This window comes from Vibrio genomosp. F6 (assembly GCF_005146325.1).
GTDB lineage: Bacteria > Pseudomonadota > Gammaproteobacteria > Enterobacterales > Vibrionaceae > Vibrio > Vibrio cortegadensis.
The window spans coordinates 310,579-329,231 of sequence record NZ_SYUT01000024.1 but is presented as its reverse complement, the minus strand read 5'-3'; the positions used below and the strand labels follow the sequence as shown (position 1 = coordinate 329,231).

Sequence of the window (18,653 nt, the reverse complement as noted above, 5' to 3'; positions counted from 1 at the left end):
AAAGCCCCAGACATGACTGCCTGGGGCTTCAAATATATGCTAAAGCTTAATTACTTAGACATCTTCTTCATCATTTTTTTGATGAAAGATGTTTTCTTTGCTTTAGTCTTGCCATAAAGCGCTTGGTGCATCATGTCTTGAGCGATCATTTGACCAAGATAAGCACCGCCTAATTCGTTACCCATGTTATCTCTCCACATCAATATAGTTTTGTAATTAACTTTCTTTATGTGGCAATTTTACATTAAACAGAACCAAAAACAAGACTTGCATCACATTTTATTGTAATTAACTTTCATGATGAGTATTTAATAAAAATCAGTCGTATTTGACTCATCTATTTTCTTTTACTGTTCGAGGTTTATTCTCTTATTAGCTGCGCTTAGGTTGCTTATAGGTTTTACCTGCGGCTTGATACGTGTCTTTTTGCTTCAATTCAAACATTGATTCAAAGAACCAAGCCGCAAATTTGACAACGTCGTCTCCCGCATTCATTACGTGTTCAACAAACTCTTCTTCTTCACCTGCATCATTTTCTTGTAACGTTACGTGATAAACTCGCTTCTCACCTTCAACGTCGGCTAGCGCAAATTGACCCACTAGCGATTTTGCAGCTTCAGCAATTTCTTCATCTTCACAAGCAATTAATACCTCAAGCGCCTTTGGTAAATCGTCTTGCGCACATACGTTTTTAACTAAAACTTCAAATTCATTCTGTTGCATTTCACTTTCCTGATTATAGGATTCTCAATTGAGCGCATTGTATCAGTGAGCTTCTAACACGTCACCGCTTAAAAACATTGGTTAAATGCCTTTCGCTATTGCTTTCTATTACTCTCATCAACTCAGATGATAAAAAGCATAGTGTTCATTCCACGACATAAAACAAAGAGTGTAGGCCAAACCTCTGTCCCCCTAACCTAGTGGAGGAAACCACAATAAAAGTTAGTCCAAAAGTTTGAAATTTGCGCAAACATCGTCAATAGTAATATACATGCATATAAGAATAATAATTATCAGTTGGCTCAGGTAAAGGTAAGTGATCATTATGAAAAGATCATTAGCTAATCACACTATCGATATAGAACAGATCACCTCAACATTGATGCTAGATAATGTTGAGCTTTTAGAGCAGGTCTCACTGCAACTGCACCAAAATTTCAATTCATATTGTTCATGTATTGTGGAAATCAACAAAAGCGAAAATATTGCCCATACCCTTGCTTACGCCTGTGGTGGCGAAGTCATCAATAACTTCAACTATTCCTTAGAAAATACGCCTTGCGAAACCGTGCGACAGGCAACAAATGACCACTGCCTGTATACTGAAAAAGTGTATGACCTATTCCCAGAAGATGCCTTTCTACGAGAGTGCGGTATCGAGTCATATTTGGGTGTACCTTTAAAAGCACATAATGGTGAGATCATGGGGATTTTACTTTCAACCTTTGAGGAACCATTAGATGACACCGCTCAACTTCTTTATTGTCATCACGTTTACGCCAATATTATTGTTCATACTCTCAGGGAACGCTGGCTTTCAGAACGCTCAAACCAATTATTCAATCAACTCAGTCACGAAGTCTCGCATGACAACCTAACTGGTCTCTTAAACCGAAGTTGCTTAGCAGATAAACTTGAGTTGATGACTCAACAACTAGACCAACCCTTTTCATTAGCCTTTGTTGATATAGATAATTTCAAAGCAATCAATGATTTGTACGGGAACTATATCGGAGACCAAATCATAAAATTCACCGCGAAGAATTTATTACGTTCCGTGCCTGATCCCAACCTAGTATTTCGTATTGCTGGTGACGAATTTGCTTTCATCACCTTTTCAGATTCACCTATCGAAATGAGTGAAGAATTGATTAGCTCTATCAGTCAAGGCTATACAGACTCTGCTCACCAAATCAACTTTAGTGTGAGTATCGGTATTGCCAGAACATCAAATAACCAAGTAAGTGCCGATCAACTCATACTAAATGCAAGTCTCGCGCTCAAAGATTGCAAGCAATATCGAGACACACATATCCAGTGCTACGACACCCACCTGAGCGCTCAGTATCACCGTAAAACACAGATCATCGAAGCGATGAGAAACGAACTAGAAAAGCCAATTGAGGAAAACAGCGAGATCTACGTAGTGGTCCAGCCAATTGTTAACAACAACCGGACAGAATGGAATTACTTCGAAGTGTTATGTCGTTGGGATAGTGCCGAATACGGTTCCATCTCGCCGATAGAATTTATTGAAGCGGCGGAACAGTCAGGACTCATTGTGCCATTGGGCCAAAGGATCATTGAGTTAGCTTGTCAGGCGAAGCAAATTTTAGAGCAAGGCCTAGGATACAAAGTAAAGTTCGGGATCAATTGCTCTGCAAACGAGCTTTCTGATTCCAGCCTGTATCTCTCAAATTTGCTTCACACCATCCGAAAATATCACTTCACACCGCCAGAATTCACTATCGAGCTCACTGAAACCGTCTTACTCACACAAAGTGGGGGAATTGAGCCGATTCTCAATGATATTCGTCATTCTGGGTTTACGGTTGCACTCGATGATTTTGGTACAGGCTATTCCAGTCTCAATTACATTCATAGCTACCCTATCGACTGCATTAAGATTGATGCAAGTTTCATCCGTAACATGATGACCAATAAATCCTCTGAACATGTCGTGTCACTCATCATTCAACTTGCTCGGCACCTAGACGTTGATCTTGTCGCTGAAGGGGTTGAGCATTTAGAAGCACTGAATAAACTCTATTCGATGGGGTGCCACCAAATTCAAGGGTACTATTTCTCCCGCCCAGAGCGTCCACTGACGATTATTGAGCAGTGGAAAAACTTAAATCAGATACGTCGAGCATAAAAAAGCCGCTAGTGTGCAATCTCTTTGATTACATACTAACGGCTTCAATTTTATACATACTCATGCTGACTTAAAACAACCGATTCACTCAGCTTTAAATCAAAAGCATTAAGATCCGTTTTCCTGTTGTGATAAGTGATTCGCTAGCGTTGATGATCTTATCTGCTCTGCTTCTTGAGCTGCCAGTAAATTATCAAGCTCATCCGTTGTCGCTTTAAATTCGGCTATATCTTTCTTTGCCACAGAACTTGCCATTGGAATGTTCGCTTTCATTGCATCGACAGCTCGACCACGCTCAATCAATTCATAATGCAAATGCGCACCCGTTACTCGTCCGGTTTTTCCAGAAAGGCCTATTTTTTGACCACGAGACACTTTCTGCCCTTTACGCACTAAAATTTTGCTTAAGTGCAAATATCTCGTTTTGTATGTGCTGCCATGTTTAACAACAATATAGTTACCAGCATAAGGGTGCTTGCGAGTCATGATAACTTGACCATCACCAGTAGAATATATTGGTGTCCCAACAGGTGTAGCAAAGTCCGTTCCGTTGTGAGGGCTAACTCGACCAGTAACAGGATGCAGGCGTTTGGGATTGAAGTTTGAACTTAAACGCCACTTTCGACTTGTCGGATAGCGCTGAAATGCTCTTTGTAAACTATCACCATTTTTATCGTAATATTGACCATCTTTGTGTAAATAAGCACTCAAGACGCGGCCACGATTAAAGATTTTGATCGCTTGGATCTCACGATTGCCACTTGCGATATCTCCAACAAATTGACGACGCTGCACAACTTCAAATTTATCACCAGCGCGTAAGTCTCGTGAAAAATTGATCTTATCTTTTAAAAGCCCGACAACATGATCTATCTCTATACTGCTCAGCCCCAGTTGATTCGCTGAAGCTGAAAAGCTCCCGTTAACCTCTCCGACTAGCGGTATCACTTTCCACTCTCCAGGAATGGATATGTCTTGATATTCAAAACTACCATCGTCTAACCTCTGGTAAGCCACTTTCTCTGCGATATTAAAAACCAACTCCATTTTGTCTAGTGCGCCCGTTGATTCATCTCGCCAAAAACGCAGTTGGTTCCCTGGCTTAAGGGTATCTAATGCCAAGAAGTTGAGATCTGTCTCCATCACTTTCATCATCTCTTGATAAGTAAAATCAAGCTGAGTGAAGATGCTACTGAGATTATCGCCAGGTTGAATTTCATACTCGAAATCAGGCGGAAGTGCTGCGGTGTTAGTTTCGGTAAAAAAAGAGCTAACTAATGAAGATTCAGGTAAGTTCAGCTCGATCGTCCGTTGCAGTTGATGATCAGGGAAAGAGGCGGAAAGCCCAAGAACAGCACCTAAAGGGAGACAAAAAACCAACGATTTTTTGTAAAGTGACCATTCAGAGAATCGGGAAGTAAGTATTTTTAAAGGCACAATCTAACCAATATCTTAAACTAATAAAGGAAAGAGAATATGCTTTTCTGAGCCAGAAATCATCATGGCATTGTCATCTTTACACTTAAAAAGGGCAACAATGTGCCCTTTAAAAGCTTAAAAACCCAGTACGACAAGAACTTAGAAAAAGAAATTATCTACACTTGTGTTGTTGATACCAGGCAATTATCTTCACCATATTCGTTAGGAATATAGCTATCCGCTTGCCCATCATTTACCCACTGATTTTCATTTACCAAATAACGAAACTCAAATTGGCTATCTTTCGGCAGTCGCGTTTTAAATTTGAACGTTTTTGTTTTTACTACTTTTTTCATTGGTGTCGCTTCCCAATCAAGGAAATCGGCAACAATCGCTACGGACTGAGCATCAGCGGCAGCAAGTTCAAAAGTCACTTCAACTTCATCTTTAGTCTTGAAAAAACGTTTGTTAATCATAGCAAGCTCCATTTGTTTAAAATTTATCAACGTTTATGTTTTAGTTCACAATTCTATACTTCTAATGACGATGATATGTAATTTGGCTCACATTAACAATATTGAGTTGCATATTATTCGAACACAAACCGATCATTCGCTCGCGATAATCTTCAGTTGCCCCGAAATTACGACTCGCTGTTTTTTCTCCACGGTTGGAGTATCTGCCATCGCGCTATCATCAGTTCTATCGAGATACTGAAGCTCAATAGAACCCTCTTCGATAGCCGTTAAACTCGTGATAGAAATACGATCCCCTACATAAAGGCTATCGGCTAAAACAACGCGGCTCCTTTGCGTATCAAACTTAAATAACGCCAGATAATAGAATACGCCAGAGCCTTGATTGGACACGCTCATAGGGGCTAAATAGGCGGCATAGTCTACTTGAGGAACGGGTAACACTTTACCAATATCAACTCGAACGGTTCCTCTTTCCAGACCCGAATCATAGTGGCCGTAGGCAATATATTGTTCGCTGTCCAGCTCATCAATAAACGAAAACGCACTCGTTTCTGGGACCTCTATCGTCCAAGGGTTGACTGACTTAAGATCAAAAACAGCCTTAACAACAGGATCGAAACTCACTGCACTCGAAGGATATTTCGCCAAGATCTCTTCATCGCTTAAACTAAAGCGATAGACACCACCAATGACCACGATGATCAACAAGAGGATGGGAATAAGTAAAATAAGAGGTATGGGTAAAATACGTTTCTTCATTTTGGATCCTAAATGACGGGTAATAATATGCGCTAAACTATGAATAATACCTTGAGATTCATTAAGTAACCTTACATTTATATTTGTCCGTTAGAAAGGGGATGTTTATGAGCAAAAAAATACGAACCACAGAGTGCGAATGCGGGAATGTTACCCTCATTTGCACAGGAGAGCCCATTCGTACTTCTATTTGCCATTGTTTTGAATGTCAAAAGCGAACAGGCAGCGTATTTGGTGTGCAAGCGCGTTTTCCCGCTGAGCAAGTTTCAATTCTTGGTGAAACTTCACAATACACGCGAATAGCCAATAGTAACCATAAAGTGACTTATCAATTTTGTCCTCACTGCGGCACGACAATGCAACTCACCTTGAGCGCGTTACCGGAATCAAGTGTCATTCCATTAGGCCTATTTAAAGAACAAGATTTCCCTGAACCCAGTTTCTCAGTATATGAAGAGAGAAAACATGGCTGGGTAAAATTTGACTGCCAAATGGAACATCTTGAGTAATATGCATCTTTTTGAAACGCTCAAGAATAAACCAATCGTTTTCTTCGCTTACTTTTGAGTAAGATCAAACGCAATAGCACAATTTATCTGTGTCTCTTTACGTAGCCTCGTTATAATCCAGCCCTTGGTATACAGAGGGCAACATCGTGATTTCAAAACTTCCTCGCTGGATTGAATATGGTGCATTCTTACTTGCAGCGCTTGCAGGTACCGTCAATGCAATTGGCTTAATGGGATTCCAGCATCAATCCATCTCCCACCTATCAGGAACGGTTACACTTTTGGGCTCAAGCCTTTACAACGCTAACGACCTAACTCTACATCTACTGTTTATCGTACTGAGCTTTATGCTTGGTGCTGCCATTAGTGGTTTCTACATTGAAAGTACCGCTTTAAAACGTGGGCGTCGTTATGGCATTGCTCTATGTACCGAAGGAGCACTACTATTTACCGCTCTGTATGTATTGGTCAATGGCTCATTAACAGGGCACTATTTTGCTTCAGCCGCTTGCGGACTACAAAATGCGATGATCACAACCTACAGTGGTGCGATTATTAGAACCACACACATGACAGGTCTCATCACGGATTTGGGGATAATGATCGGAGAGAGGTTAAAAGGTCGTCCTTTTGATCGCAGAAAAGCAACACTTTTTCTTTTCATTATTGCTGGCTTTGTTTCAGGAGGAACCTTAGGAGCAGCATTATTCAAACATTTTGATTTGTATGCACTTGCTTTTCCGGCTACTTTTGCATTCATCATTGCATTTTGCTATTCCATCTTCCTGTATGTTAACAAGCTCACATCAAAACCATCGAAAAACAACACCACAAACACACTTGTAACACAAACAGAACAAATCGCTCAAAATACGAACTCTATTAATCTTTAATCTTTAATCTTGAATATTTAGCCCATATTCCTGCATAGTATTGCAATACTATGCAAAGCTAGGTAATCTCTCTTTCATTGAGTAAATACGGATGTTTAGTGAATATTTATGCCAAGGATTCGGCATTTGTTGACTAGTAGTAATTGAGATTATGATGATATACGATACGCAAAATACGGAAGCACCAGTAAAAAAGAGTAATTTTGGGATGTTCTTCATCCCTTCACTAATTGGTTTGTTCCTTTTCATGGCGCCAATTAGTTATGATGGGGATCTCACCATTCCTGTTGCAGTATTAGCCAAATCAATCCAAGCCCTATTTGGTGACGCCTTAGTACCGATGATAACGATGATCATCGTTTTCATGTCTATTGCCTCTGTACTGACCAAACTGATTAAACCATCCTTCATTGTTAATCATAGCTTTTTAAACGGTCTATTTAACCCTTCTCTATTATGGCTAGCAGTTAGAGTGATCGGTGGTGTTGCGGTTCTAATGACTTTTTTCCAGTTTGGTCCTGAAGCGATCTGGGAAGAGAACACTGGTGGGTTGGTTCTTGAAGGGTTGCTACCTACTCTATTTTCAGTCTTCATTTTTGCTGGTTTGCTCCTTCCACTTTTACTTAACTTTGGTCTACTAGAGCTGTTCGGTACTCTACTAAGCAAAATCATGCGTCCTGTGTTTAACCTTCCAGGTCGAAGTGCAATCGACTGTATGGCTTCTTGGTTAGGTGATGGCAGCGTTGGTATTCTTCTAACTAGTAAACAGTACGAAAACAAATTCTATACTCAACGTGAAGCGGCGGTTGTCGGTACCACATTCTCAGCGGTTTCTATTACTTTTAGCTTAGTTGTTATCGCTCAAGTAAACTTAGAGCACCTTTTCTTACCATTCTATGCGGCAATCTGCTTAGCGGGTTTCGTGGCTGCAATCATTATTCCTCGACTGCCTCCATTATCAATGAAAAAGAACACTTTCATTGATGGCTCTGTACCAGATAAAGACGCAGACGCTATTCCTGCGGGCCACACCTCTTTCTCTTGGGGATTAGAGCAAGCATTGAATAAAGCAAGTAAAGTCACTTCAGTTAAATCTGTATTCGGTGAAGGCATACGCAATGCTGCTGATATGGTATTCGGCGTACTGCCTGTGGTGATGGGTTTAGGTACGATTGCATTAGTTATCGCTGAGTACACTTCTATTTTCTCTGTACTTGGACAACCATTTATTCCCTTCTTAGAGCTGTTAGGCATTCCAGAAGCGGTTGCGGCATCTGAAACCATCGTCGTTGGTTTTGCTGATATGTTTATTCCCGCGATTCTTGCGGCGTCGATCGACAACGAAATGACTCGATTTGTCATCGCTGCAATGTCAGTAACTCAACTTATTTATATGTCTGAAGTTGGTGCCCTGCTATTAGGTAGTCGTATCCCAGTCAATATCTTTGAACTGTTCATTATCTTTATCCTGCGTACGTTGATAACTCTTCCTGTTATCGCTGGTGTAGCCCATTTCATCTTTTAAATGAAATATGGCAAGTAAGATAAATAAATAAATAGTTAGTTAGTTAGTTAGTTAGTTAGTTAGTTAGTTAGTTAGTTAGAGCCTCGCTTAATGCGGGGCTTTTTATTATAAAAAACAAATTTATGGCCGAAAAAAACCAAATCACATCTCTAATGGCTAGTATCCGTAAAATGTTCTATAAAGACTAGTTCTCGCGAGCTATAAACACATCTAAAATTTCAATTAAGTAACTGCATATACGCATAAATATCTCAGTTAACTAGGTATTTATCGTAACAATCACATCTTATTCGAACGAAATTCACATATTAATAGTACTCCATTCAGAGGCGTAGCTCACACATGCTGTTATTTCGTGGAATTGATAGCGATATCCAATCAAGTTTCATTCATACTTGCCGATACAATTACATAATAAGAAGAATAACGGATTACTTACTGGCTTATTTAAAGAGGGATTTTTATGAAGTTTAGTCACAAAGTTGTAGCGGCCTCATCGGCATTATTACTCGTTACCGTCTCCTTGCTGTCAATAAAACAGTTATATACCGTTCGCGCGGAAGTTGAGTCAAGTGTTAGCTCCAGCCTCAATGAACTGGTGGCAGGGGTCAAAAATACGGTTGTATCAGAGATGGAAGCAAAAAAATCTCTAGCCCAGAGCACAACCGAAATTCTAGAGATCTCTCCAAACGATCACGACTATGTTCAGGCGATTCTTGAAACACCAAAGTTAAAAAACAGCTTTTTAGCCATCGGCTATGGCTATGAAGAGAATGGCTTTGTAATAGAGAACGACGATAACTGGGACGCTGGCTCTGATTACGATCCTCGCCAGAGACCGTGGTATAAAGACGCCAAATCAAAAGGGCACCTTGTTGTCACCGCACCTTATGTTGATGCATCAAGTAAAAACGTAATCATTTCAGTCGGGACCCCTGTTAAGAAAAATGGTCAACTTGTTGCTGGCATGTTCTATGACCTAGAATTAACAAACCTTGCAACTCTGGTCAATCAAGTCAATTTATTCGACGCTGGGTATCTATTCCTTGTAACAGACGATGGCACAACCATTGCTCACCCAGATGCTAAAAATAATGGTGAAAAACTATCAAGTTACCTTCCTCAGGCAACACTGAATGAGCAACCTCAAAACGTTGAGATTGATGGTAAAACCTTCATGATAAGTTTTACATCTATCCCAAGTGAAAATTGGTATGTTGGGGCAATCATAGACCAAGACATCGCTTTCGCATCAATCAAAGAGATGCGCGACAGCTCAATTCTGTTCACTATTATCGGTTTAATTCTAAGTATCATCGCGTTGACCTTACTTATCCGATTCCTTATGCGCCCATTGGATGCCCTAAACGCTGCAATTAATGATGTTGCGTCAGGTCAAGGTGATCTAACGAAGAGACTAGACACCAACACGGATCAAGAATTTTCAGATCTTGCACAAGGCTTCAATACTTTCACCGAAACTCTTCAGCGCCAAATCACTCAATCTAAAGCGATAGGTGAAGAGATCATGCGCGGTACTGAAATGACAGTTGCAGGTTCGAAAGCCTCAGCAGAAGCGATGAATACTCAGCTTCAAGAGCTTGAACAACTTGCAACCGCAATGCATGAAATGGCGACAACCTCATCAGATGTAGCCAATAACGCCCAAGGCGCAGCAGAAGCCGCCAAAGTGGCAGGTGAAGCAACTCAGGAAGGGACATCAGTAGTCAGAGACACGACTACGGCTATCGACGCCTTATCAAGCCGTATTGATGAAGCCGTATCGGAAGTACAAGTTCTGGAATCAGCGACGGATAACATTGAAACAATTCTAAAAGTCATTAATGACATCGCCGATCAAACCAACCTACTTGCACTCAACGCTGCAATTGAGGCTGCGCGTGCAGGAGAATCCGGACGTGGCTTCGCCGTTGTCGCAGATGAAGTCAGAACATTAGCGCAAAAAACTCAACAATCGACGACTGAAATTAAAAGTATGATCGAACAGCTACAAGCGGGTGCTAGTTCAGTTTCCAATGCCATGAATCAAAGTAAAGATACGGCATTTGAGGCTGTTGAGCGTTCACAGCAAGCCAATGGGGCTTTAGATAAGATTAGAGATGCGATTCACCAAATCTCTGATATGAATATTCAAATAGCATCAGCAGCAGAAGAGCAAAGCTTGGTGGCAGAAGAGATCAATAACAACACAGTGAAGATCAAAGATCTATCCACACAAGTTTCAGAAGCCGCAGATGGTGCCAATCTTGCGATGCAAGTTCAAACTGAAAATGTTCGAGAGCAAGATTCAATCATGAACAAATTCATCGTTTAGTTTATTGGCTAACTCACACAAAAAGCGAGTCATTCACTCGCTTTTTGTATTTATAACAATAATATATGAAACAACAACCAATCATTACTCATATCAAAGAACTCAACTAAAGTTGTAACTATTTCTGGCTACTCTTGAGTTTTCTAACTATAACACTGATAGAGAATGAAATTTCAGAAGGACATGACATGAAATTCAGCCACAAAATTGTTGCCGCTTCATCCATCTTATTATTGGTTACCGTATCGTTATTAACCGCAAAACAATACTTCACTATGCAATCTGAAGTTCAATCACAAGTGAACGAAAGTGTAATAGAAATCATTGATGGCGTTAAAAATACCGTAGCTTCCGAAATTAATAACCGTAAAGCGATCGCCGCCTATTCCACAAGCATGCTTGAAGTTGATTTGTCACCTCAGCACATTTCCGATGTGATTACCCGTCCAGTAGTCAAAGATACATTTCTACTTGTTGGGTTAGGATTTGAAAATGATGGTTCCAATATTAATAATGATCCTTCCTGGAATCCTGGTAGCAGTTGGGACCCAAGATCTCGCCCATGGTACAAAGCAGCACAGCAAGCAAATAAACTGATCATCACCGCCCCTTACGCAGACTCCGCCACCAATGAGATCCTCGTATCGATTGCGACTCCTGTACGTGAGAATGGTAACTTCATCGGGTCTATTTTTTACGACGTAAGCTTGGCTGGACTTGCAGAAATAGTAAATAAAGTGACCCTATTTGATGCCGGTTACCTATTTTTAGTATCCGAAAATGGAACCACCATTGCTCACCCTGAAACCAGTATGAATGGTAAACCGATGAGCGAGTATTTACCAAATGTGAGCATCAAGGAGTCACCGCAATATGTCGATCTTGATGGCAAAACCTTTGCTGTCGATTTCTCTAAAGTACCCGGCGAAGATTGGTACGTCGGAGCAATTTTAGATGAAGGTATTGCTTTCCAAGCAGTTTACGACTTACGTGATAGCTCCATTTTATACACTTTAATTGCGCTTGTGCTCAGCATTGCAATACTCCTAATACTGATCAAATCATTAATGAAACCATTAGAAGTACTGAATGATGCAATCCAAGACGTTGCTTCCGGTCAAGGTGACTTAACGAAACGCCTAGATACCAATACTGACCAAGAATTCTCTCAACTTGCCCAAGGTTTTAACACCTTCACTGAAACGCTGCAGATGCAAATTACTCAATCTAAAACGATCGGTAAGGAGATAATGAGCAATACGGAAATGACAGCAAGCGGTGCTGAACAATCGGTATCGGCAATGCAAAACCAGCTTCAAGAGCTTGAACAACTTGCGACAGCGATGCATGAAATGGCCACAACGTCATCAGATGTCGCAAACAATGCTCAAGGTGCCGCCGCCGCAGCGAAAGACGCTGATGAAGCAACCATTGAAGGCAATACCATTGTTGGTGACACAACGGTCGCAATTGATAACTTGTCGGCTCGTATTGATGAAGCCGTTTCAGAAGTACAAGTATTGGAATCAGCAACAGATAACATCGAAACCATTCTTAAAGTAATCAATGACATTGCTGACCAGACAAACTTACTTGCACTTAACGCTGCCATTGAAGCCGCGCGGGCAGGAGAATCTGGCCGTGGATTTGCTGTTGTAGCAGATGAAGTGAGAACTCTTGCTCAGCGAACTCAACAATCGACCACTGAAATTCGCAGTATGATTGAACAGCTTCAAGCAGGGGCAAGTTCAGTGTCTAACGCGATGAATCAAAGTAAAAATACAGCCATTGAAGCGGTAGAGAAGGCACAGCAAGCCAATGGTTCTCTTGAGCGAATTCGTGGTGCAATCGAGCAGATTTCAGACATGAATATCCAGATTGCCTCAGCAGCAGAAGAGCAAAGCTTAGTTGCGGAAGAGATAAACAACAATACAGTGAAAATTAAAGATTTATCCACTCTAGTGGCAGATGCAGCAGAAGGAGCAAATGCTGCAATGCAAGTACAAATCAGCAATGTAAGACAGCAAGACGAGCTTCTTAATAAGTTCATTGTTTAAGTAAAGCTAGCTGGTTAGATACACAAAAACGAGGCTTAATGCCTCGTTTTTTATTAACTATTAACTATTAACTATTAACTATTAACTATTAACTAGCATCATGCAGGATTTTGCTGGAATATCGAAGCTTAACTTTCCTCCAATATTCTCTAATGTTTTACGAGTCATTAAATCGGTCACATCAGCGCCCCAAGGAACAAGTAGACTTTGGCTTCGAACCGACTTATTGATCACCACCAGGCCTTTCTTCCCTCTAGAAAATACAATCATGTCGTCATTTGCTTCGATCACTGACATTTTTTCACCATGAACCTGGTTATGAAACCCGATCATATTCATCATTGCTTCTGAGCGCCAAGCATCCTGCCAACGTGGTTTTCCTTCTGAATTTACGATACCACTAGTATCTAAATCTGTGTAGACAAGTGGGACGCCCCCATCACGACCTAAAATGTATGCATAAGCCAAGTGTTCACTTGCTTCATCCATCACCAAATCAAGGAAGACATCGTTGTTTGGAATATCATGAGTAACCGTAAACGTTATCGCTCGACGGTGTGACAACGCCTGGCCAAAGCAGTATGGGTCAATCAAAGCTTTCAAACTGCCTTTCGGAGCAAACGCATCATGAATGGTTTTAAAAAGAGGGAAATCATACGCCCCTAAACGAGTCTCTTCTAAATAAGGTTTTAAGAAAATCTCGTACTCTTCTTCTGTCGCACCACCATCTGTGATTATTTCACCAAAAATATGAATATCTTTAGTTATGTCCTCAGTCCATACTCTTTTAAGATGCTCAATTGACATGTGCTTAGCCGCATCAATTCGGAAGCCTTTAACACCCATAGCTTTTAAAGCTTTAAGGTAATTCTGCTGTTGAGTTACAACATAATCGCTCACGCGCAAAGTCGGTAAGCCGGGATCTTGTGGTCCGCCTGATATACGACCATTTTGCACTTCCCACTTATCTTTCCAATTCTCAATACCGAACGCTTCAACAAAATCATCTTCATCAAACAGCGGCTTAGAGAGATCGCCAAATAGTTTTAATTCCTCAACCCGTCCATTGCTCTCTTCATACTCCGCCATATCCGCTGCATTAGGGTATTGCAGATCTAATCGCTGCTTAGATTCGTTAGCCATGTGATTGAAGACCACATCTACATAGGTTCGTATGCCTTGTGCTTTTAAAGCATCAACCATCGCCTTAAAGTCATGTGTATTGCCAAGTTGGTTGTCAATAATTCGGTAATCTTGAGGCTGATATCGTTGCCACCATTTCGTACCTTCAGCCGTTCTCGCTGATTTCATTGGCGGTGAAACCAACACTGATTTGTAACCCAAAGAATGGATGGTACTAGCTTGAAGGGCGATGTTTGAATAAGTCCAATCGAATGCATGTAAAATCACATCACTACTCTTCTGCTTCGGCACTACTGAATGCGTCATAATTTCTCTCCTATCTTCTTGGGCTTCAACCTATACATACAAGGTTAAAAATGAATACAAGCCCAAACAATGCAACGATTATATGATCAGCAATGAAATCTCCCTCCCCCTTTTGCAATGCGACCCCGGAGGATACCTTAGGGCGTAGAAGGTTAACGGAATGAAATTCTGGATAATTCATGCTTCAGCTTTCAACTTACCCCTATGCACACTCTAAAAAAAATAGACATAACACTCTGATATATTGAAAGAATAATTAATTGCCAGCACAAACGCCCTTACCCCATTCCTTTTCATGATGTTTATGAAAACCTCTTACTACCACGTAAAGTATTTTAGGGATCAGTTAATAGCCAAAGCCAAAGCTGTGATCTTTATCACTCATAGCAGTAGTCATAAATGGGGAAACATAAACAATCAAACAACACGTCGGCAAAAAAAAGAGCATAGAATTACCTCTATGCTCTTAAGTTTTCGTTATAGATGACTTCAATCAAATTACGTTCGGTATAAAACCTTAATAACATGCCAACCAAATTTTGTTTTTACCAATAGTGGCGTTAAGATTTCACCAGTGAATACGGCTTTATCAAACTGAGGGACCATCTGCCCTTTTTGAAATTCCCCTAAATCCCCTCCTTTTTTACCTGACGGACAGGTGGAGAATTTTTTTGCAAGCGTCTGAAATTTTGCGCCTTTCTTTAACTGTTTGATAATGTCTTCTGCTTGTTCTTTATGCTTCACCAAAATGTGGAGCGCTGCTGCTGATCTAGCCATAATTAATCTCAAAGTGTTGCGATACGCCATTTTACCTCATCAATTCTAAATCTTCACTCATCGTTACCTAGCCAATTTGAGTAGACGCAATAAAAACGCATAAATATTAAGACTTAAGTTGCCGTTAAGCTATGATCAGATAAGATTGCATAAGAATATTTTAATATAGGTGGATATATATGGCTCGACCAAAGAGTAAGGCTAACCAATCGCAAGGCATGCTAATGTTTAAGCTATCATTAAAGCAAAGCTTTGCCATTGGTACGCTTAAGGTAAGAGAAATTGTCCCTTATATGCCAACGACAAAAATCCCATACTCTCATCATCATGTTATTGGCACTATCACCATCAGAGAGCTAACCGTGCCTGTCATTGATATGTCCGCGGCGATTGGTTTTCGTCCAATAGAGCCAGAAGAGTATGAAAATTGCTTCCTAATTGTCACCGACTGTTTGCGAACTGTGGTTGCATTTATGGTGCGATCTATCGACAAAATAATAGAGTGTGATTGGAAATCTATTGAGCCGCCACCAACCGTAACTGGACATAATGTCTTTGTTACCGGAATCACCCGATTTGAAGACAACATCGTCCAGCTGTTAGATGTAGAATTATTGCTATCTAAAATCTACCCACAGTATGACTCAGCTCGAATTCCAATGCTCACCGATATTGAACGAGAAAGACTAAAAGCGCTGCATATTTTGCTGGTAGACGATTCATCCATCGCCCGCAAGCAGCTTTCCGATGCCTTAGATAGTATTAATATTCCATACAAAATTTGTAATAACGGCCTTGATGCTTTAAAAGTCATGAAAGAGCAAGCTGAGAACAATACCCCTATTGAACTTCTCGTAAGTGATATAGAGATGCCCGGTTTAGACGGCTATGAGCTAGCCTTCGAAGTACAAAATGATCCCTCTCTAAACCAATCTTACCGCATATTACATACATCCCTTTCTAGCGAAATTTGTGTCGATAGGGCGCAGCAAGTAGGAGCACATGAAGCGTTAGAAAAGTTTAATGCTGGTGAACTAATTGAAGCGATGTTACGAGGCGCTAAGAACTTAGAGTCCGCAGCAATGACAAGCTAATCATTCGATTTAATGTTCAACAAAATAGCCTTAGCCTTTGTTAAGGCTATTTTTTTGGCATGCTATAACTACGGCTAACAAACTCAACTTCTGGCGACTTTGTAATCTGATTGGTGTAAGAGGCAAGTGCATACATTGTATTCGCCAATAAGTTAGCGTATTTAAATAGAATAGGATCGGGGCTCTTACTACTAGTATGCTCGATCTTAACCAGAGCTCTAACAATCTTTTTTGCCTGACATCGGCAAAGGTGCAACTGGCTTGCGATTGGATGACCACCTGGTAACACAAAGCCTTTAAAGCCTCCGTCTAATTTTTCTCTCAGTTGAACATAATCTTTTTTCAACTCTTCCAGCTCATTTACAGAAATAGCCAGTTTTCCACGGACAGAACCATTCAAATGATAGATATTAGGTTGAACCCGGCTCAATAAATCACGCGAATAATCATCAAGCTCCATAGAGAGCACAAAACCAACACGACTGCATAGTTCATCTGCGATTATTTCGAAATCACAAACAGGACTCTCTTCGTAAATAAATGGATAACAGAATTCATCCCAATCACGGCTTACAGGTTTCACCTCAAGAACTCACTTAAAATTCAATGACTATAATAACAATAACCAACTACTTAAATTGTATATGCATACACAAATAAGTCATACACTCACAATTTCTAGCCAGTATCCAAACAACTCATTTTATTGATAACAAGTTAATTTCAATATAACTTTCTTTAAATAGAAAAAAAGCCTCAATATATGAGGCTTTTTTAATATGTAATCAGGCTTATTTGCTCATTTGAACCAGAGATTTACCCAATAGCCACTCTAGCTCTTTAGAGCTTTCAGAACCAAATTGTGATTCAGCAAGTTTGTATAAGCGGTCAATACCATTTGCTGCAAATTCATGAGCATTTTCTGATACAACTACATGGTGGAAAAGCAAGCGTAAAATAGCTAAGAATTCTGCATTTTCCAAAGCAACAAGCCAGCTTTTTGAAAAGCCTTCAAGATCTTTATCGAACTCAATATGTTCCATAAACATTTTAAAAATGCGACCGTCTAATGCTGCGGTAAAGTCAGTTTTCTTAGGAAAGTGATGGCTAATACCAGTGCGAGAAACGCCCGTCTGTTGACTTAGAGTTGTGTAAGACATCTTGTCATAACCCAATCTCAATAGCTGGTCGATAACAGCATCCATAATCTTCTGAATTGTGATTTCAGTATCTTCTTTACTACGCTTTGGCATGGTTTAACGCTCTTCTTTTTTGTAAATCCATCTAATTCAATTGCCTGAACCAGCATGAAAGTAATTATCCGTATTATGTTCTTTATAGAATAAACTGCAAGCTTAAATTTACTACCTGCTTTTCAGAAAGTAACAGCACAACATTAAGCAGTATTACAAATAAACCCTAGAATCAATATGAGAAAAACATTTCTATCTGCGATGTTAACAATAACATTATTAACATTTAAAACAAACTTCGTAACAGAGTAATATGTAATCAATAAGTTTCATATAAATAAATTACATTATCGATCACAATATAAAGCCATAATATTAATTCGTTTTAGAAATACTATTCTGCACATAGATAATCTTATAAAATCCTTCATGAAGCAACTAACTGTCTAACATTCTAACCTTTAGGTGACATAGCTCCATTCAGTAATGTGACTAAGATCACACATGTATTAACCACAAACCGACTATGTACAGAAAGCCACCGCTTTAATAAATAACATAGCATACGATTCATTAAATAGACAAGAATCATTCATTTCTCTAGATGTCGCTCCATTTGCTCGTTAGAATAGCCTCATATTTTGTAAGAGGATTTGTTATGAGTATTGATCTAAAAGAAACTGAAGTATGTGAAGCATGTGGCTGTGCGGGCGAAATCGGTTTTATCATTAAAGAAGGCGATGATGTATCTGAAGTAATGATTAGCGCAACTAGCCAAGAACTACTGGACGCTGAGTTTGCTAAGTACTTAAGTTTAGCCCAAGGTGTATGCAAAAATGTACAGCATGACATTTTGAAATCTACTGATGAGTCAACAGAGCTAACAGCCCGCTTTAAATTTGAAGTCAGTGCTGAAAAGCTTATTTTTGAATTAAAGACTCGTTCTTTAAGACGTTAGTTAATTCTGAGATCCACGAATAAAACGAGCACTATTGCTCGTTTTTAACGTCTAACTTCACCCATTTCAACGCTCCATTGGTCTCAAAACTCTTCTCAGCAACACACTCAAGTAAAATATCTGAAACCTGAATAACAGCACCTATGGTATAGGCTTTATTTTCGAAATAGCAGACTCTTTGTCCCAACTCTTCAGTTATGATGAGAGCGGCGCTGGGAGTTGAAACGGTTTTGGCCTGCACTGCATTGGTACATAAACTGATCCCAGTAAATAGTATGATTTTGTTTAAAAACTTCATTACACTACTCTATATAGATATTTATTGCTT

At 40.0% G+C, this 18,653-nt stretch carries 18 protein-coding genes; 8 read left to right on the top strand and 10 right to left on the bottom strand.

Annotated elements, in window-relative coordinates; all coding sequences use genetic code 11:
• Window positions 1-50: 50 nt before the first annotated feature.
• Window positions 51-185: a hypothetical protein gene (locus FCV43_RS20760; protein WP_017052967.1), complete on the bottom strand. Its 135-nt coding sequence runs from the start codon at window positions 183-185 to the stop codon at window positions 51-53.
• Window positions 186-372: 187 nt separating this feature from the next.
• A complete protein-coding gene (locus tag FCV43_RS10330; protein ID WP_017052968.1) occupies window positions 373-723 on the bottom strand; it encodes a hypothetical protein in 351 nt (116 codons plus the stop codon).
• A gap of 325 nt (window positions 724-1,048) precedes the next feature.
• On the opposite strand from FCV43_RS10330, the gene FCV43_RS10325 reads away from it, so the two are divergent.
• Window positions 1,049-2,878 carry a putative bifunctional diguanylate cyclase/phosphodiesterase gene (locus tag FCV43_RS10325; protein WP_136995107.1) on the top strand — a complete coding sequence of 610 codons (1,830 nt, stop codon included), beginning with the start codon at window positions 1,049-1,051 and terminating at the stop codon, window positions 2,876-2,878.
• 108 nt (window positions 2,879-2,986) lie between these two features.
• On the opposite strand, the gene FCV43_RS10320 is transcribed toward FCV43_RS10325, so the two are convergent.
• The 3 genes from FCV43_RS10320 to FCV43_RS10310 form a co-directional block, all read right to left on the bottom strand.
• Entirely contained in the window at window positions 2,987-4,315 is a 1,329-nt protein-coding gene (locus FCV43_RS10320) for a peptidoglycan DD-metalloendopeptidase family protein (RefSeq protein ID WP_017052970.1), read from the bottom strand.
• A 158-nt stretch (window positions 4,316-4,473) separates the two neighbouring features.
• Window positions 4,474-4,773: an isoamylase early set domain-containing protein gene (locus FCV43_RS10315; RefSeq protein ID WP_017052971.1), complete on the bottom strand. Its 300-nt coding sequence runs from the start codon at window positions 4,771-4,773 to the stop codon at window positions 4,474-4,476.
• Between the two features lie 132 nt (window positions 4,774-4,905).
• Window positions 4,906-5,535, bottom strand: a complete 630-nt coding sequence (locus tag FCV43_RS10310) for a hypothetical protein (RefSeq protein ID WP_017052972.1) — start codon at window positions 5,533-5,535, stop codon at window positions 4,906-4,908.
• Window positions 5,536-5,636: 101 nt separating this feature from the next.
• On the opposite strand from FCV43_RS10310, the gene FCV43_RS10305 reads away from it, so the two are divergent.
• The 5 genes from FCV43_RS10305 (at window position 5,637) to FCV43_RS10285 (ending at window position 12,854) form a co-directional block, all read left to right on the top strand.
• Window positions 5,637-6,044, top strand: a complete 408-nt coding sequence (locus FCV43_RS10305; RefSeq protein WP_136995106.1) for a GFA family protein — start codon at window positions 5,637-5,639, stop codon at window positions 6,042-6,044.
• A gap of 146 nt (window positions 6,045-6,190) precedes the next feature.
• Entirely contained in the window at window positions 6,191-6,937 is a 747-nt protein-coding gene (locus FCV43_RS10300) for a YoaK family protein (protein WP_017052974.1), read from the top strand.
• A 154-nt stretch (window positions 6,938-7,091) separates the two neighbouring features.
• Window positions 7,092-8,462 carry a YjiH family protein gene (locus FCV43_RS10295; protein WP_136995105.1) on the top strand — a complete coding sequence of 457 codons (1,371 nt, stop codon included), beginning with the start codon at window positions 7,092-7,094 and terminating at the stop codon, window positions 8,460-8,462.
• 463 nt (window positions 8,463-8,925) lie between these two features.
• Window positions 8,926-10,797, top strand: a complete 1,872-nt coding sequence (locus FCV43_RS10290; protein ID WP_136995104.1) for a methyl-accepting chemotaxis protein — start codon at window positions 8,926-8,928, stop codon at window positions 10,795-10,797.
• Window positions 10,798-10,985: 188 nt separating this feature from the next.
• On the top strand, window positions 10,986-12,854 hold the full coding sequence (locus FCV43_RS10285; RefSeq protein WP_136995103.1) for a methyl-accepting chemotaxis protein: 1,869 nt from the start codon (window positions 10,986-10,988) through the stop codon (window positions 12,852-12,854).
• 81 nt (window positions 12,855-12,935) lie between these two features.
• Here FCV43_RS10285 and FCV43_RS10280 read toward each other — a convergent pair whose 3' ends face one another.
• Together FCV43_RS10280 and ppiC are read right to left on the bottom strand one after the other, a co-directional pair.
• A complete protein-coding gene (locus FCV43_RS10280; protein WP_113798407.1) occupies window positions 12,936-14,303 on the bottom strand; it encodes an alpha-amylase family protein in 1,368 nt (455 codons plus the stop codon).
• Window positions 14,304-14,801: 498 nt separating this feature from the next.
• Window positions 14,802-15,080 carry a peptidylprolyl isomerase PpiC gene (gene ppiC / locus FCV43_RS10275; RefSeq protein ID WP_017052979.1) on the bottom strand — a complete coding sequence of 93 codons (279 nt, stop codon included), beginning with the start codon at window positions 15,078-15,080 and terminating at the stop codon, window positions 14,802-14,804.
• A gap of 179 nt (window positions 15,081-15,259) precedes the next feature.
• Here ppiC and FCV43_RS10270 point away from each other — a divergent pair, with 179 nt between their 5' ends.
• Window positions 15,260-16,174: a chemotaxis protein gene (locus tag FCV43_RS10270; RefSeq protein WP_017052980.1), complete on the top strand. Its 915-nt coding sequence runs from the start codon at window positions 15,260-15,262 to the stop codon at window positions 16,172-16,174.
• A gap of 46 nt (window positions 16,175-16,220) precedes the next feature.
• Here FCV43_RS10270 and FCV43_RS10265 read toward each other — a convergent pair whose 3' ends face one another.
• Window positions 16,221-16,757: an ATP:cob(I)alamin adenosyltransferase gene (locus tag FCV43_RS10265; RefSeq protein WP_113798409.1), complete on the bottom strand. Its 537-nt coding sequence runs from the start codon at window positions 16,755-16,757 to the stop codon at window positions 16,221-16,223.
• Between the two features lie 208 nt (window positions 16,758-16,965).
• Window positions 16,966-17,427 (bottom strand): TetR/AcrR family transcriptional regulator, encoded by a 462-nt coding sequence (locus tag FCV43_RS10260; RefSeq protein ID WP_017052982.1) that lies wholly within the window; start codon window positions 17,425-17,427, stop codon window positions 16,966-16,968.
• A gap of 598 nt (window positions 17,428-18,025) precedes the next feature.
• Between FCV43_RS10260 and FCV43_RS10255 the strand changes: the two genes are divergently transcribed.
• A complete protein-coding gene (locus FCV43_RS10255; protein ID WP_017052983.1) occupies window positions 18,026-18,325 on the top strand; it encodes a DUF406 family protein in 300 nt (99 codons plus the stop codon).
• 31 nt (window positions 18,326-18,356) lie between these two features.
• On the opposite strand, the gene FCV43_RS10250 is transcribed toward FCV43_RS10255, so the two are convergent.
• Complete coding sequence (locus FCV43_RS10250) at window positions 18,357-18,623, bottom strand: DUF1496 domain-containing protein (RefSeq protein ID WP_136995102.1); 267 nt, start codon at window positions 18,621-18,623, stop codon at window positions 18,357-18,359.
• Window positions 18,624-18,653 lie beyond the last annotated feature (30 nt).